This is a genomic window from Reella acinonychis (assembly GCF_052384575.1).
Classification (GTDB): Bacteria; Pseudomonadota; Gammaproteobacteria; order Enterobacterales; family Pasteurellaceae; genus JBQSUQ01.
In genome coordinates this window covers 55,683-72,286 of the sequence record NZ_JBQSUQ010000016.1, presented here as the reverse complement: position 1 = coordinate 72,286, position 16,604 = coordinate 55,683, and the positions used below count along the sequence as shown (strand labels likewise).

The following is a 16,604-nucleotide window of genomic DNA, read 5'->3' as shown; positions in this document are numbered from 1 at the left end:
AAATGTAATTAAACGAATTTTTCGCCTAATTCAATATCCGCTTTCAACTGCGGTAACATAGCGTCTAACTGCTCTTTTTCAAACGCACTTAATGGACCAATTGGTAACAATGCTTCAACACCTTCTTTACCAAAACGAATTGGTTGAGAGAAGAAACGAGCATATTCGCCATCACCTTCCACATAAGCACATTCAACAGCTAATTCACCACGTAAACCACGAACTAGTGCTAAGGTAAAGCGTGCTGCTGCCATAGCCATTGATAATGTTGCTGAGCCAGCGCCTGCTTTCGCATTTACAACATCAGTACCTGCATTTTGGATACGTTTAGTTAATTCAACCACTTCTTCATCGCCCCAAGTTGCATATTGAACTTGTGAAAGAAGAGGTAAAATTGTTGTACCTGAGTGACCACCAATGACTGGTACACTATTGCGCTCAACTTCTAAGCCTTTTTGTTCTGCAATGAAGGTTTCAGCACGTAATACGTCTAAGGTGGTCACACCAAATAATTTACGTTTATCATATACGCCTGCACGTTTTAATACTTCAGCAGCAATCGCAACAGTGGTATTAACTGGGTTAGTAATGATGCCAATACAAGCTTTTGGCGCAAATTTAGCTACATTTTGGACTAAATCACGAATGATACCTGCGTTGATGTTGAAAAGATCTGAACGATCCATACCAGGTTTTCTTGCCACACCCGCAGAGATCACAACAACATCTGCACCTTGTAAAGCTGCACCAATGTCATCGCCTGCATAGCCTTCAACTTTAACCGCGGTGGAAATATGGCTTAAATCTTTTGCCACACCCGGTGTCATAGGTGCTACATCATATAATGCTAGTTCTGAACCAGCTGGAAGTTGTAATTTCAATAATAATGAGAGTGGTTGACCAATACCACCTGCGGCACCTAAAACTGCAATTTTCATTTTTGTCTCCTTAAACATCTAAAAATTAGGGCTTATAAAAACTGTGATCAATTTTTATGAGTGCTAACTCTATTTGATTACCTCCTAGTTTACGTATAAGATCAATATAATTCAAATAGCAAAATCCAAATTTGAGATCTACTTCAAATTTTACCGCACTCTTTTTTCCACAAATAAATAATTTCAATTTTTATTGATTAATTTTGCATTTTTATGCACAATTTATGCAAATCAATTGAATAATGAAAATCTATGACTCAACAAAAAAATGATAGCTTAACAAATGCGTTTAAAGCATTACTGGCACAAGAACGTTTTGGTTCTCAAAGTGAAATCGTTACCGCTTTGCAAGATATGGGCTTTGCGAATATTAACCAATCAAAAGTTTCACGTATGCTGACTAAATTTGGTGCAGTACGAACCCGAAATACAAGAATGGAGATGGTGTATTGCTTACCTAACGAATTAAGCGTACCAAATACAAGTAGCCCTCTCAAAAATCTGGTTTTAGATATTGATTACAATTCATTATTAGTAGTTGTAAAAACAAGTCCTGGTGCTGCACAGTTGATTGCACGTTTGCTTGACTCCGTAGGAAAAGCAGACGGTATTCTCGGCACTATTGCAGGCGATGATACAATTTTCATCACGCCCACTCAAAATACAACAACAGAACAGTTAATCAAAAATATCCAACGTTTATTTGAAAATTCGTTATAGCATGGTTATTTTTATTACAGGGGGAACAGGTTTAATTGGGCAAGCCCTTGTCAGAAAATGGCTTGCACAACATCATCAAATTACAATATTAACCCGCTCTCCGACAAAAGCACTTGCCCTATTTCAACATCACCCACATTTAACTGCGGTAGATTCTTTGCCCGTTTCTCTACAAGCTAATGTAGTCGTTAATTTAGCTGGGGAACCCATTTTTAATAGACGTTGGAGTAATAAACAAAAAAAACGGTTATGGGATAGTCGAATAAAATTAACCGAAAAATTGACCGCACTTATTAATGCTGCCAACACACCTCCAGACTGTTTTATTTCCGCTTCGGCTTCTGGCTATTATGGCAATACAGGAGAACAAGCAATAAATGAACAACAGCCAGCAGACCATTCTTTTGTTGCATCCCTTTGTCAACAATGGGAAAAAGCCGCGAAATCTGCCAATACGCGAGTCTGTTTGTTAAGAACAGGTTTCGTCTTATCACCACAAGGTGGGGCATTGCAAAAAATGTTACCCCTATACCAATGCGGATTTGGTGGAAAATTAGGTAATGGCAAACAATTTATGCCTTGGATTGCTTTAGAAGATATGGTGAATGCCATTGATTTTTTAATTCATCATCCATCTTGTCATGGTGCTTTCAACCTCAGTGCACCCAATCCTGTCACAAATACGGAATTTAATCGCTTATTGGCTCGCCAACTAAAACGACCTTATTTTGCTCAGGCTCCCGCCTGCTTATTAAAATTGCTCTTAGGCGAACGTGCAGCTTTATTGTTAGACAGCCAAAATATGCAACCGCAAAAACTATTACAACAAGGTTTCCACTTCAAATATTCCCAATTACAAGACTATTTCTCGGCGACATTTGGCAAGCCTAATATTAATGTATAAAATGGTGATTTGAAAAATTATCTAGGAAAACTATGCAGGCAACTTATTCAAACGACAAAATCGATCATGTTTCTCGCTGTTGTGAATGCGATGCCTTAGTTGCTATTCCGCATTTACAAAAAGGTGAACATGCGGTTTGTCCTCGCTGCCAGCATGAATTACAATCGCAAGATCATTGGTCGCTAAAACGCTGCTCAATTATTGCCTTTTCTATTCTCATTCTCATGCCTTTTGCACTGAACTACCCTTTATTAACTATTCATTTGATTGGTGTTAATGTTGATGCGTCAATTTGGGGAGGTGTTTGGAAAATGGCAACAGAAGGCTATGCCTACACTGCATTTTTAATTTTCTTATGTGCGGTATTTATTCCTATCGCTTTTTGTCTTTTGATTATCTTGTTACAGTTCTCAAAATTAATGGGAATCAAACCTCGCAACCTATTGATTACATTAAATTATATAAAACCTTGGGTCATGTTTGATGTGTATTTGGTTGCAATTGGCGTAACAGCATTTAAAGTGAGAGATTATGCAAGTCTCTCTTTTGATATTTATTTAATTGCCTTTTTGGTTGTGGCACTACTGACAACCTTGCTTTTTGCCAAAATTGAGCCAAGTGCATTGTGGGATAACTTTTATCCTCAAAATGTCAAATATTCCGCAAAATCCTTAAAAAATACACCGCACTTTTGTATTCATTGCCAATATACTTTTGAGCAACCTATAAAAAATCATAAAAATGAGGATCGCTGCCCTCGTTGCCATAGCGCGCCAGAAAAATCAGCGGATATCAGTCTACAACAAACTTGGGCAGCACTTTTAGCTGGCATGATAATGATCTTCCCTGCTAATATATATCCGATTTCTTATATTGCGATGAATAATCTTTCTACTGGAGATACGCTCATCTCGGGCGTTATTTCCTTTATTGATATGGGTAGCTATTTTGTCGCTTTTATCGTGTTTTTTGCGAGTATTTTTGTGCCAATCAGCAAAATTATTATTATGCTCTATTTGCTGTTTAGCATACATTTCCGTTGGCAACATTCTTTAAAATGGCAACTGAAATTGTTTCATGTTGTTCACTTTGTTGGGCGCTGGTCCATGCTTGATTTGTTTGTACTCGCCCTCATGATGTCATTAGTCACACGCGGGCAAATTATCAATTTTTCTGTAGGACCTGCCGCAATTTATTTTGGTTTATCGGTATTTTTAACTATGATCGCAACGACCACTTTTGATAGTCGTTTACTTTGGAAAATTTATGACAAATAATCATCAAATTCATTCAGCAGAAGAAACTTCAGTAGCACAAAAGCTACCTGAAGCAAATGTGAAAAAAAGCCGTCGTATATCGCCATTTTGGTTACTGCCTATCATTGCATTAATTATTGGTGCGACCTTATTCTTCCAAATCATTAAAGAGCAAGGCGAAACGATCCATATTACTTTTGCAACAGGTGATGGTTTAGTTGCCAATAAAACGCAAGTTCGTTACCAAGGATTACAAATTGGTGTAGTTAAAAAAGTGAATTTTGCCGATGACTTAAAAAGTGTAGCGGTCGAAGCTAATATTTATCCTGAAGCAAAAACTGTTTTAAGAGAAACAACGAAATTTTGGTTAGTCCAACCAAATGCATCTTTAGCTGGGATTTCAGGTTTAGACACCTTAATTTCTGGTAACTATATTACGCTTCAACCGGGTGAAGGCGATTATAAATATGATTTTGTGGCGGAAACAGAAAGTCCAATCGCTCAAATTGATGATGGCGATTTATTAATTCGATTAATTTCAGAAGATTTAGGTTCTATTTCCCCTGGCGCTGCTGTTTTTTATAAAAAACTTCCTGTGGGTAAAGTATTAAAATACGGCTTTACGCCTGATCAGAAAAACGTTGAAATTCACGTAGCCATTGAGAAAGCCTACAAAAATCTTATCAAAAAAGACAGCCGCTTTTGGAATATCAGTGGTATTCGTGCTGATGTTGATTTTAGCGGAGTAAATATCAATGTGGATAGTTTGCAAGCTGTCGTTCAAGGCGCCATTACCTTTGACTCACCAGAAAAAAGCGAACTTGCCAATCAAAATGAACAATATACTCTCTATCCTGATCTTCGTTCTGCTCAACGAGGTATCGAAGTTGAAATTACACTACCCAATGATTCTTCATTTAAAGAAGGCATAACCGAAGTCTATTTACAAGGATCGCCTGTGGGCATTATTTCTTCCATTGACGATGCAGATGTCAATGATGACTATATGGAAGGCACCTTATTGTTAAATCCAAGCATTAAGGATTCATTACGCCAAACCACTCAATTTATTATCCATTCGCCTAAACTTAATTTGGGTAATTTAGAAAAATTACCTGATATGTTGCGTGGTGTTTATTTAGAAATGATTGCGGGTAAAGGCGAACCAAGCACTAAATTCAGTGCACTAAGAGAAGATGAATTATTGCTTAATCAGCCCAATACGCTCATTTTGACCTTAACCGCGCCTGAAACCTACGGCATTAACAAAGGTGAATATATTTATTACAACAATATTAATATTGGGCGATTAATCGAACAAAAAGTAGATATCGATGGCGTACGTTTTAAAGCTGTGATTTCACCTCAATACCGCAATTTAATTCATGCTGGCACACAATTTATTGCCGCCACGAATTTTGATATTTCTTTCGGATTAGATGGATTGAAAATGCATGCTGCACGACCAGAAAAATGGTTGCAAGGTGGCGTTCGTATCATTTCAGGAAAACCGCATGGCGAAGCCAAAACAAGCTATCCAATTTACAAGGATCAGTCTCATGCAGAAATGGGGTTAGTCAGCACAAATTTAAAACCAAGTATTACTTTGCAAACCAAACAATTACCAAGTATCAGCAAAGGTTCCTTGGTTCTTTACCGCCAATATGAAGTGGGACAAGTATTAGAAGTGCGTCCATTAAAAGAACACTTTGATGTAGATATCGCCATTTATCCTAAATTTGCCCATTTATTAACACCAAACAGTCGTTTTTGGGTAGAAAGTGCAGCACAAATTGATATCACACCAAAAGGCATTAGTATTCAAGCAACGCCTATTGCTCGTTCGTTAAAAGGTGCTATTAGTTTTGATAATCATGGTAGCGGAAAAAATACCGCCTTGTATGCAAGCGAACTGAAAGCAAAATCTGCAGGACAAATCATTACACTAATCACAGATGATGCCACAAATCTCAGCACTGGCATGGATCTTCGCTACATGGGATTAACCGTAGGTGAAATTGAGGAAATTAGCTTAGATAAAGCTACAAAGAAAATCAAAGCTAAAGCCTTAATGAACCCAAATTATATGTCGATTGTGGCAAAAGAAAACAGCGTATTTAAAGTCATTTCGCCACAAATTTCTGCTGGTGGAATTGAGAATATAGACAGCTTATTACAACCTTACATCGACATTGAAGCAGGAGCTGGTAAATATAAAACACAATTTAATTTATCGGATAACAACAATTCCAAAGCTCTGAAATTCACACAAGGTTTCCCGATTATTTTGGAAGCGAATGATGCGCTAAATCTTACTGAAGGCTCGCCTGTGATGTATCGTGGTGTGGATGTGGGTAAAATTCGCCAATTAACACTTAATAATTTAGGTGATCGTGTATTGATCCACATTGCAATTGCACCAAAATATGCTCATTTAGTACGACAAAACTCGCAATTCTGGATCACAACAGGTTATTCGGCAGAACTTGGTTGGTCTGGCATTGAAGTAAATACAGGATCTGTCCAGCAGTTATTGAAAGGCGGTATATCTTTCTCTACCCCGTCGTCAACTGTTGTTCAACCTCAAGCAAAAGCAAACCAACGATTCTTACTGCAAGTGAAAACTCCGAAAGACGCGAAGCAGTGGAATTCAGGTGTGCTAGCCGAATAAACAATGATAAAAAAGACCGCACTTTTCATTATAAAGTGCGGTCTTTTTCCGATTAGTTTTCAATAAGTTACTTATACAGTTGCGTTGCTAGCTGCGCTATTTTTACAATCGTTTCTACTGCACTTTGCATACTTTCCAAACAAATTAATTCATGCTTACTATGGAAATTATAGCCACCGGTAAAAATATTCGGACAGGCTAATCCCTTCTCGCCTAACCAAGCTCCGTCCGTTCCCCCGCGAATTGCTTTATGTTGCGGTGAAATACCACATTCACGCATAGCACGATCTGCTAATTCAATAGCTTGTGGTACTTTTTTAACAGTCTCATACATATTTTTATAGCTATCAGTAATCTCTATTTGAATTGGATGGAGCAAGCCTTTTTCCTGATTAAACTGAGCGACATTGCTTAACAAAAATGCCTTACGCTGTTCAAATTGTTCCGCATCGAAATCACGAATTAAATAATGTAATTCCACTCGTTCAATGTCACCAGAAAAACGATGTAAATGGAAAAAGCCTTGTTTATTCTCTGTTTTTTCTGGTACTTCCTGCGCTGGAAGCTGTTGTTGAAATTCACAAGCTAATGCCAATGCATTCACCATTTTTCCTTTCGCATAACCGGGATGAATATTGCGACCCACGAAGGTAATAGTGGCACTTGCTGCATTGAAATTTTCATATTCCAATTCCCCTAATTCGCCACCATCAATGGTATATGCCCAATCGCAAGCGAATTGTTCTAAAGGGAAATGTTGCATACCCAAACCGATTTCTTCATCTGGTGTGAAAGCGATGCGTAAATGACAGCGAGGCTGATTGCTCTCTTTTAAAATAGAAAGTGCGGTGATAATTTCTGCAATTCCAGCTTTATTGTCTGCGCCTAATAAAGTTGTACCGTCCGCAACAATTAAAGTTTTACCAATTAATTGGTGCATAAATGAATAGTAAACGGGGCTAATAAATTCCTCACCAATGCCTAAAGCTATATCACCACCGCGATAATTTTGGATCACTTCAGGCTTCACATTTTTGCCACTGCAATCTGGTGAGGTATCCAAATGTGCAATGAGTCCAATTGTTGGCGAATTTGGCACATTGCCTTCTAAATAAGCAGTTAAAACGCCTTGTTTAGAAAGTTGGATATCAGTTAAACCAATAGCTTGTAATTCTTGTGCTAAATGTTGTGCTAACTTTAACTGTCCTGAAGAACTTGGCGAACTTTTGGCACCGATTTTAGCCTGCGTATCAAATGACACATAATTTAAAAAACGTTCGAGTAAATATTGTTGCGAAGTTTGCATAATTCTCTCCTTATGGGAATTGATTATGCAAAAACATAAAGTGCGGTGCAAATTTTTTACGAAAAATTACACCGCACTTTTACCTAAATCAAATTTTATAAAAATAACACTTTCTATTACTGTTCAAAATTAATACGATTCTGTAAATTATTTAAACAAAATGATATTCTTCCCTTTTCATTAAGTCGTAATAGCTATATCATTACTGTTTGAAATTTCGGTGCTTATTTATCTGACAAATAAGCGTTTTGCTTCTATTCAAACTAATCTCATTTTAGTTTTTCAGGGAGAAAACCAAAGCTAGTGGAAAAAACTACTAAACCTATCGTTGAGCTACGCTCGCTTAAAAAAGCTTATGGTGATAACACTATCATCAATGACTTTAACTTAACCATTAACCATGGTGAATTTGTCACCATTTTAGGTCCTTCAGGCTGTGGTAAAACCACCGTTTTACGCTTAATTGCTGGTTTTGAAGAAGCGAATGCGGGTCAAATCATTATTGATGGCGAAGATGTTACCAACATTCCTGCTGAAAATCGCCATATTAATACGGTATTCCAAAGTTATGCATTGTTCCCACATATGACAATTTTTGACAATGTGGCTTTTGGTTTACGCATGCAAAAAGTATCTGAGGCAGAAATTAAGCCTCGTGTAATGGAAGCATTGCGTATGGTTCAGTTAGAAGACATGGCTGATCGTAAACCTGCACAACTTTCTGGTGGTCAACAACAACGTATCGCTATCGCGCGTGCCGTAGTAAATAAACCGAAAGTATTATTACTGGATGAATCACTCTCTGCATTAGATTACAAATTGCGTAAAAAAATGCAGAACGAATTGAAATCATTACAACGTCAATTAGGTATTACCTTTATTTTCGTTACTCATGACCAAGAAGAAGCCTTGACGATGTCTGATCGTATTATTGTGCTGAAAAAAGGTCATATTCAGCAAGATGGTTCACCGCGTGAAATCTATGAAGATCCGAAAAATTTATTCGTCGCGAAATTTATCGGTGAAATTAATATCTTTGATGCAACAGTGATTGAGCGTAAAGATGAAAAACGTGTTCGTGCCAATGTTGAAGGCAGAATTTGTGATATTTACACCGCACTTGATGTACAAGCTGGACAAAAATTAAAAGTCTTGTTACGTCCTGAAGATATTGTGATTGAAGAACTAGATGAAAATGAAAGTTCCAAAGCAATTATTGGGCACGTAGCGGATCGTAATTATAAAGGGATGACATTAGAATCTAATGTGACCTTAGATCACAATGGTATGAACGTATTAGTCAGCGAATTCTTTAATGAAGACGATCCAAATATCGATCACTCTTTAGGTCAAAAAGTGGCTCTCACATGGCACGAAGGCTGGGAGGTTGTATTAAACGATGAAAACGACCAATAAGTTCCAGAAATTCGCTGTTGGTATCATCTTTGCTTGGTTAATTTTCTTTGTTTTTGCACCAAACTTTTTGGTGTTTATTGTGAGTTTCCTCAGCAAAGACAGTAGTAATTTCTATGCCTTACCTTTTACCTTTGAGAACTATACGCGCTTATTTGAGCCATTGTATGGCAAAGTGGTATGGAACTCATTGTATATGTCGCTCATCACGACGATTTTATGTTTAGTGGTTGGCTATCCTTTTGCATTTATCATGACCAAGATAAATCCAAAATACCGCGCTTTTTTAATGTTTTTGTTGGTACTTCCATTCTGGACAAACTCATTAATCCGTATTTATGGTATGAAAATCTTTCTTGGCGTGAAAGGTGTACTAAACGAAATCTTACTCTCTATTGGTTTGATTAGTGAGCCTATTCGTATTTTAAATACTGAAGTAGCAGTGATTATTGGTTTAGTGTATTTGCTATTACCATTTATGATCTTACCGCTCTACTCTGCTATTGAGAAATTAGATCTTCGCCTACTTGAAGCGGCAAAAGATTTAGGCGCAAATGCGTTCCAACGTTTCATTAAGATTATTATCCCATTGACTATGCCTGGAATTATCTCTGGTTGCTTATTAGTATTGCTACCAGCGATGGGGATGTTCTATGTAGCCGATTTACTTGGTGGAGCGAAAGTCTTATTAGTGGGTAACGTGATTAAGAGTGAATTCTTAATTTCACGTAACTGGCCATTTGGTTCAGCAATTAGTATTGGCTTAACGATTTTAATGGCGTTGTTAATTATGGTTTATTATAAAGCCAATAAATTATTGAATAAGAAAGTGGAGTTAGAATAATGGGTCGCATACTACGTAGTTTCTTTATGTTGGTTGTGTACGCCTATTTGTACATTCCAATTGTTATCTTAGTTACCAACTCTTTTAATACAGACCGCTATGGTTTGTCATGGAAAGGTTTTAGCTGGAACTGGTACGAACGCTTATTTAATAATGATACTTTAATTCAATCTGCTATCCATTCTGTTGTTATCGCTTTTGTAGGTGCAACCATTGCAACATTAATTGGTAGCTTAACCGCTATTGCTCTTTATCGTTACAAATTCCGCGGTAAACAAGCTGTAAGTGGAATGCTATTTATTGTGATGATGTCGCCAGATATTGTTATGGCAGTATCTTTATTAGCGCTATTTATGATGGTAGGCATTTCATTAGGCTTTTGGTCATTGCTATTAGCACATATTACGTTCTGTTTACCTTATGTTGTAGTGAGTGTTTATTCTCGCTTAAAAGGCTTTGATGTGAGAATGTTAGAAGCAGCAAGAGATTTAGGTGCAAGTGAAGTAACGATTTTACGTAAAATTATTTTACCATTAGCGTTACCTGCAATTGTTTCAGGTTGGTTATTAAGCTTTACACTTTCATTAGATGATGTGGTTGTATCCTCATTTGTAAGTGGCGCAAGCTATGAGATCTTACCACTCAAGATTTACTCATTAGTAAAAACTGGTGTAACGCCTGAAGTCAATGCATTAGCAACCATTATGATCGTGCTTTCTCTTGCTCTTGTCTTATTAGCGCAATTAATTGGCAAAAAAGATAAAGCCTAGACAAAATAACGATTTACACATAAAATAACGCCGGACATTAGGCCCTAAACCGAAGTCAGGCGTTTTTTTATTTCTTCGAGAAAAAGAAGGACGGATTTTACTCTTAATTAATTCATCACAGGAGATGATCTAAATGAAAAAATTAGCAGGTCTTGTTGCAGCTGGCCTAATTTCAGTTGCATTACCAGCTGTAGCAAGTGAAGAGAATACAGTAAACCTCTACACTTGGACCGAATATGTACCAGATGGTCTATTAGACCAATTTACTCAAGAAACTGGTATTAAAGTGAATCGTTCAAGTCTTGAATCAAATGAGACAATGTTCGCTAAAGTGAAATTACAAGGTGCAGGTTCTGATAGCTATGATGTTATTGCGCCATCAAACTACTTCGTGTCAAAAATGGCTCGCGAAGGTATGTTAAAAGAACTTGATCACAGCAAATTACCTGTTATTGCAGAATTAGATCCAGATTGGTTGAATAAAGATTACGATAAAGGTAACAAATATTCTTTACCACAATTATTAGGTGCACCAGGTATTGCATTCAATACAACTGCTTATAAAGGTTCTGATTTTACTTCTTGGGGTGATTTATGGAAAGCTGAATATGCAGGTAAAGTACAATTATTAGACGATGCTCGCGAAGTATTTAACATTGCATTATTAAAATTAGGTAAAAACCCTAATACCACTAATCCAGATGAAATCAAAGCAGCATACGAAGAATTATTAAAACTTCGTCCAAATGTCCTTTCATTCAACTCTGATAACCCAGCAAGTTCATTTATTGCAGGCGAAGTTGAACTAGGTCAATTATGGAATGGTTCTGTGCGTATCGCTAAGAAAGAAGCACCAGGTACTATCGACATGGTGTTCCCAAAAGAAGGTCCAGTATTATGGGTTGATACATTAGCAATTCCAGCTAATGCAAAAAATTCAGATGCAGCGCACAAATTAATTAACTATATGTTAGGTGAAGCAACTGCTGAAAAATTAACGTTAGAAATTGGTTACCCAACCTCTAACTTAAAAGCAAAAGCTAAATTACCAACAGAAATTACTCAAGATCCTTCAATCTACCCTACAGCTGAAATCTTGCAAAATTCTTACTGGCAAGATGACGTAGGTGAAGCGGTTGAGTTATACGAAAAATACTATCAAGAATTAAAAGCAGCAAAATAATTGCTATACAAAAGGCTTTCTTAATTGAAAGCCTTTTTATTATCCTCAAAAGTGCGGTGTAAAATAACAAAGTTTTCTATTTCCATAAATTTCACTTGCATATTCATAAAATTGAATATAAATTCAATATTAGTGAATAAATATAAGGATTTATTATGCGTAGTACTGAGTTAGTCCATTGGTTTCGCCAATCAACCCCCTATGTGAATATGCACAGAGGCAAAACCTTTGTCATCATGCTTGATGGCGATACCATTGCAAGCCCTAATTTCATTAATATTATTAACGATATTCGTTTACTACATAGTCTTGGGATTAAACTCATTATTGTTTTTGGTGCTCGTTTACAAATTAACGAATTATTACAACAACATAGTATTGTTCCTCAATATCATAAAAATATTCGCATAACGGATCTCAAAACCCTTGATTTAGTGAAGCAAGCTGTAGGCAAGCTAAATTATGATATTACCTCTCGCCTTTCTATGCGTTTACCTCACGCACCATTGCTCAATGTGGTCAGCAGTAATTTCATTCTTGCGCAACCTATTGGTGTGGATGATGGAGTTGATTATCAATTAAGCGGTAAATTACGCCGCATTGAAACTGAAAATATCAAACAACAATTAGAACGTGATGCCATTGTATTAATTGGACCTGTTGCCCCTTCTGTTACAGGCGAAAGTTTTAACCTGCCTTTTGAAGAAATTGCCACTCAAGTGGCGATAAAAATTAAAGCGGAAAAATTAATTGGCTTTAGTTCAACACAAGGGATTTTGGACAAACAAAAACAAACCATTTCCGATCTGCTACCACAACAAGCCGAAGAATATTTAACTCATTTTATTCAAAAAAATGAATACCACAGTTCCCAAGCACGTTTCTTGCAGGCTGCTATTGATGTTTGTCGTTCAGGAGTAAAACGTTCCCATTTATTAAGCTATGAAGAAGACGGTTCTTTATTACAAGAGCTATTTACGCGTGATGGTGTGGGTACGCAGCTTTCTATTGAAAATTCAGAAGATATTCGCATTGCAACAGCTCGCGATATTCCGGGATTACTTCAATTAATTCATCCGCTTGAACAACAAGGTATTTTAGTAAAACGTTCGCGTGAACAATTAGAAATGGATATTGAAAAATACACCATTATTGATCGTGATGGTGTTATTATCGCTTGTGCTGCACTCAATAGTTATCCTGAAGAAAAAATGGCAGAAATGGCTTGTGTTGCAGTTCATCCTGATTACAGAAATTCATCTCGAGGCGATATTCTCCTCGAAGCGATTCAAAAAAGAGCAATCAATCAAGGAATTGAAAAATTATTTGTGTTAACCACAAGAACAGTGCATTGGTTCCAAGAACGTGGCTTTAGAATGGCAAACGTGGAAGATTTACCAACAGAGAAAAGAGAAAATTATAACTATCAGCGTCGTTCTAAAATTCTTATTCTCAATCTATCCCAATAAAAAATAAGAAAAAACACACCGCACTTTTCTTATATTTTTCCAACAAAAAAGCCCTTAATTCAATTAAGGGCTTTGCATTTCTAAATGAAATTAGAAACGGTAACCTAAACCTAGGAAGTAAACCATTGGGTCAAGTTTTACTTTTTGTGATACTGGTGCACCACCTAAATCAAATTTTGCAGTTGTTTTGATTTTTGCATAATGCATTGCTGCATTTAAGAACAAGTTATCTGCTAAATTAATATCAACACCTGCATTAGCAACTACGCCCCAAGAATCTTTTAATTTGAGGTTTGTCATGCCTGGTAACACTTCTTTCTCACTGAAGAAAGTAGTGTAGTTCACACCAACACCTACATATGGACGTGCTTTCGCATCTTTATCTAAGAAATAATATTGTGCATATAAGCTTGGTGGTAAATGTTTAGTTTTAGCAACAACAGTATTACCTAATTTGATGCTATGGCTAAATGGTGTTGCGGCTAATAATTCCACACCAATGTTATCAGTGATCATATAAGTCGCTGTTAAACCTAATTGTGCATTAGAATTCACATCTAAAGATAAAGGTGCAGCTTGTTTAGCTCCGCCAATTGATAAATCTGAATTTGAAGTTTTAGGCACAACTAATACGCCACCCGCACGAACAAGAACACTGCCTGCTTCGTGAGCCATTGTTGCACCACTTACTAATGCTGCTGCTAAACCTAATGCTAAAGCTGTTTTTTTCATCATAGACTCCTTAGTTAATATCCACAAAAAATATACGTCATTAAACGTGGAGTTAAATATACTTCTTTTTGAGTACAAAAACTGTGATCGAGATCATAAAACAATAAAAAAGTTAAAAAAAGATAATGTTGATTGTCTATTTTTTAATTTTTTACTTAAAACCTTATTTTTGATATAGATCAATTTTAACTTTTTTATACTTTTTCCATCAAAGCAGGTATAATAGACAACCAAATTTTGCCATATTTTATAAGGGATATTATGCCAATTAATTTCACGCAACTTTTCAAAGATAGCTGGCATTTTTTGCAAAATCAGCGCCAATTTTCTATCACTTTTCTTGTTATTTTAAGTTTAAATACATTGATGGCAATCCTATTACATCCAACCGTTGCTATTGAAAATGCCGAAGCATTAACTCAAGAACAACGTATGGAAATTTTATTACAGCAAACCCAAAATGCAGATGGCCGCTTAATCACCGTTGTTCAATTTTTAGTGGGGCTATTTATTTCTTATTGGGGAATATTAACTGTCCATAAAATTAGTCAACGTGAGTTTCAAGGTATTATCCCAACCGCAATCTCTCATTTACCTCGTTTATTGGGAGCCATCATCATGGCGCTCATGATTTTAATTCCTGTATTAATCAGCATTGTTTACTTAGCAACTGCTGTACTTAGCCATCTATTTCAAGGGGTTGAACCAATATCACCACTTCCAGCATTAATTTTGGTTATTATCGCCAGCTGGTTAGCAATCCGTCTTTGTTTATCCCCAATTGCTTATTTAAGTAATAATTCTTCCTTTAGAAATACGTTAAAAGTGAATTTTCAATTAGGTAAGAAAGGCTATTCATCCTTATTTTTTTACTGTGTCATCAACTATTTTCTTGCTACTATATTGAATGCGCAAATTGCATTATTAGCTCGTAATGAAGTGATGATGATTTTAGCAGTCGTCCTCACTTCTGCTCTCAACCTCTTTTTAATGGTATTTAGCTATCGTTTCTATCAAGTTTTCACGCAAAAGGCATCATAAATGAAACAACTTTTAGAATTTATCCCACTGATTTTATTCTTTGTGGTATATAAATTAGCAGGCATAAGAGAAGCGGCAATCGTACTGGTTATTGCCACAATGATTCAAATGCTAATCTTAAAATTAAAATATAAAAAAATCGAAAAACAGCAAATCATTCTAGGTGGGTCTGTTGTCTTCTTTGGTTTGCTGACTGCTTATTTTGATGATATTAAATATTTGCAATGGAAAGTCACATTAATTAATGCTCTGTTTGCCGCTGTCTTATTAATTGGTCAGTTTGTATTTAAAACCCCATTGATCCAAAAATTACTCGGTAAAGAAATTCAATTACCAACTGCGGTGTGGAATCGCTTAAATTTAGGCTGGGCATTTTTCTTTATTCTTTGCATGCTGACCAATATATATATCAGCGTTTTCCACAGTGAATACTGGGTTGGGTTTAAATCATTTGGCTTAATTGCGATGACTTTAGTTGCAACGATTATCACTGGACTTTATATTTATCGTTATCTTCCGCAAGATAAGGAGTAATTTATGAGCTGTACGCTATCAAATGAAAATGAACACCGTCAACCTAAGGGTTCATTATTGCTAAGAACATTAGCAATGCCATCAGATACCAATGCTAATGGCGATATTTTTGGTGGTTGGATAATGTCACAAATGGATATGGGCGGTGCAATTTTAGCGAAGGAAATTGCCAAAGGTCGAGTTGTAACAGTTTGTGTAGATAAAATGACTTTCCTTCATCCTATTGCGGTGGGAGATGTAGTATGTTGCTACGGACAATTAGTGAATATTGGTCGAAGCTCAATGCAAGTAAAAGTAGAAGTCTGGATTAAAAAAGTGTTCCAAGGCTCGCGTGAACGCACTTGTGTAACAGAAGCGCTATTCACATATGTTGCCATTGATAGCAACGGTAAACCAAGAATAGTACCAAGAGAAGATAACCCAGAGTTAGAACAAGCATTAAGCCAAATGTCATTATAAAAGGAGAAAGGCAATGGAATACTATGTTATTTTTGCACAAGATAATCCAAACACATTAGAACAACGCTTAGCTGTACGTCCTCAACATCTTTCACGTTTGGAACAATTAAAAGCCGAAGATCGTTTATTAACCGCAGGACCAAATCCGAGTGAAGATGGTAGTTCCATAACTGGTTCAACAGTGATTGCAAAATTTGAATCCTTACAACAAGCTCAACAATGGGCGAAACAAGATCCTTATGTTGATGCTGGCGTTTATGGCGAAGTGATTATCAAACCATTCAAAAAAGTATTTTAATTACCGTTCTCACAGTAAAAACAAGATTTTTATAGCTCATAGAAATCTTGTTTTCATTATTTTAAC

General features: G+C 36.4%; 16 protein-coding genes. 13 read left to right on the top strand and 3 right to left on the bottom strand.

Annotated features, from left to right (window positions below; all coding sequences use genetic code 11):
* Positions 1-8 precede the first annotated feature (8 nt).
* Complete coding sequence (mdh, locus tag ACT2CV_RS08330) at positions 9-938, bottom strand: malate dehydrogenase (RefSeq protein ID WP_464972370.1); 930 nt, start codon at positions 936-938, stop codon at positions 9-11.
* A gap of 252 nt (positions 939-1,190) precedes the next feature.
* Here mdh and argR point away from each other — a divergent pair, with 252 nt between their 5' ends.
* The 4 genes from argR to ACT2CV_RS08310 are packed head-to-tail and all read left to right on the top strand — an operon-like array spanning position 1,191 to position 6,489.
* A complete protein-coding gene (gene argR / locus ACT2CV_RS08325; RefSeq protein WP_464972369.1) occupies positions 1,191-1,658 on the top strand; it encodes a transcriptional regulator ArgR in 468 nt (155 codons plus the stop codon).
* Position 1,659: 1 nt separating this feature from the next.
* Positions 1,660-2,562, top strand: a complete 903-nt coding sequence (locus ACT2CV_RS08320; protein WP_464972368.1) for a TIGR01777 family oxidoreductase — start codon at positions 1,660-1,662, stop codon at positions 2,560-2,562.
* A gap of 32 nt (positions 2,563-2,594) precedes the next feature.
* On the top strand, positions 2,595-3,839 hold the full coding sequence (locus ACT2CV_RS08315; protein ID WP_464972367.1) for a PqiA/YebS family transporter subunit: 1,245 nt from the start codon (positions 2,595-2,597) through the stop codon (positions 3,837-3,839).
* The gene (locus ACT2CV_RS08310; protein ID WP_464972366.1) at positions 3,829-6,489 is read left to right on the top strand and encodes a PqiB family protein; all 2,661 of its coding nucleotides are present in this window, start codon (positions 3,829-3,831) and stop codon (positions 6,487-6,489) included. Before ACT2CV_RS08315 ends, ACT2CV_RS08310 begins: the two co-directional genes overlap by 11 nt.
* Positions 6,490-6,556: 67 nt before the next feature.
* Here the strand turns inward: ACT2CV_RS08310 and pepT are convergent, their stop codons facing one another.
* Positions 6,557-7,795 carry a peptidase T gene (gene pepT / locus ACT2CV_RS08305; protein ID WP_464972365.1) on the bottom strand — a complete coding sequence of 413 codons (1,239 nt, stop codon included), beginning with the start codon at positions 7,793-7,795 and terminating at the stop codon, positions 6,557-6,559.
* A gap of 303 nt (positions 7,796-8,098) precedes the next feature.
* On the opposite strand from pepT, the gene potA reads away from it, so the two are divergent.
* From potA to argA, 5 genes are all read left to right on the top strand, one after another.
* Positions 8,099-9,211 (top strand): spermidine/putrescine ABC transporter ATP-binding protein PotA, encoded by a 1,113-nt coding sequence (gene potA, locus ACT2CV_RS08300; RefSeq protein WP_464972364.1) that lies wholly within the window; start codon positions 8,099-8,101, stop codon positions 9,209-9,211.
* The gene (gene potB / locus ACT2CV_RS08295) at positions 9,195-10,052 is read left to right on the top strand and encodes a spermidine/putrescine ABC transporter permease PotB (protein WP_464972363.1); all 858 of its coding nucleotides are present in this window, start codon (positions 9,195-9,197) and stop codon (positions 10,050-10,052) included. The genes potA and potB overlap by 17 nt, the downstream gene beginning before the upstream one ends.
* Positions 10,052-10,822 (top strand): spermidine/putrescine ABC transporter permease PotC, encoded by a 771-nt coding sequence (gene potC / locus ACT2CV_RS08290; protein ID WP_464972362.1) that lies wholly within the window; start codon positions 10,052-10,054, stop codon positions 10,820-10,822. The genes potB and potC overlap by 1 nt, the downstream gene beginning before the upstream one ends.
* Positions 10,823-10,955: 133 nt before the next feature.
* Positions 10,956-12,005: an extracellular solute-binding protein gene (locus ACT2CV_RS08285; RefSeq protein ID WP_464972361.1), complete on the top strand. Its 1,050-nt coding sequence runs from the start codon at positions 10,956-10,958 to the stop codon at positions 12,003-12,005.
* A gap of 155 nt (positions 12,006-12,160) precedes the next feature.
* A complete protein-coding gene (gene argA, locus ACT2CV_RS08280) occupies positions 12,161-13,474 on the top strand; it encodes an amino-acid N-acetyltransferase (RefSeq protein ID WP_464972360.1) in 1,314 nt (437 codons plus the stop codon).
* Positions 13,475-13,564: 90 nt separating this feature from the next.
* On the opposite strand, the gene ACT2CV_RS08275 is transcribed toward argA, so the two are convergent.
* Positions 13,565-14,206 (bottom strand): OmpW family outer membrane protein, encoded by a 642-nt coding sequence (locus ACT2CV_RS08275; RefSeq protein WP_464973999.1) that lies wholly within the window; start codon positions 14,204-14,206, stop codon positions 13,565-13,567.
* Between the two features lie 261 nt (positions 14,207-14,467).
* On the opposite strand from ACT2CV_RS08275, the gene ACT2CV_RS08270 reads away from it, so the two are divergent.
* Genes ACT2CV_RS08270 through ACT2CV_RS08255 form a run of 4 tightly spaced genes read left to right on the top strand, consistent with a single transcriptional unit; the run spans position 14,468 to position 16,538 of the window.
* A complete protein-coding gene (locus ACT2CV_RS08270) occupies positions 14,468-15,247 on the top strand; it encodes a hypothetical protein (protein ID WP_464972359.1) in 780 nt (259 codons plus the stop codon).
* The gene (locus ACT2CV_RS08265; protein ID WP_464972358.1) at positions 15,248-15,781 is read left to right on the top strand and encodes a septation protein A; all 534 of its coding nucleotides are present in this window, start codon (positions 15,248-15,250) and stop codon (positions 15,779-15,781) included. It begins immediately after the preceding gene.
* Between the two features lie 3 nt (positions 15,782-15,784).
* Positions 15,785-16,240, top strand: coding sequence for an acyl-CoA thioester hydrolase YciA (gene yciA / locus ACT2CV_RS08260; RefSeq protein WP_464972357.1), 456 nt, complete (start codon positions 15,785-15,787; stop codon positions 16,238-16,240).
* A 13-nt stretch (positions 16,241-16,253) separates the two neighbouring features.
* Complete coding sequence (locus ACT2CV_RS08255) at positions 16,254-16,538, top strand: YciI family protein (protein ID WP_464972356.1); 285 nt, start codon at positions 16,254-16,256, stop codon at positions 16,536-16,538.
* The last annotated feature ends 66 nt before the right edge of the window (positions 16,539-16,604 follow it).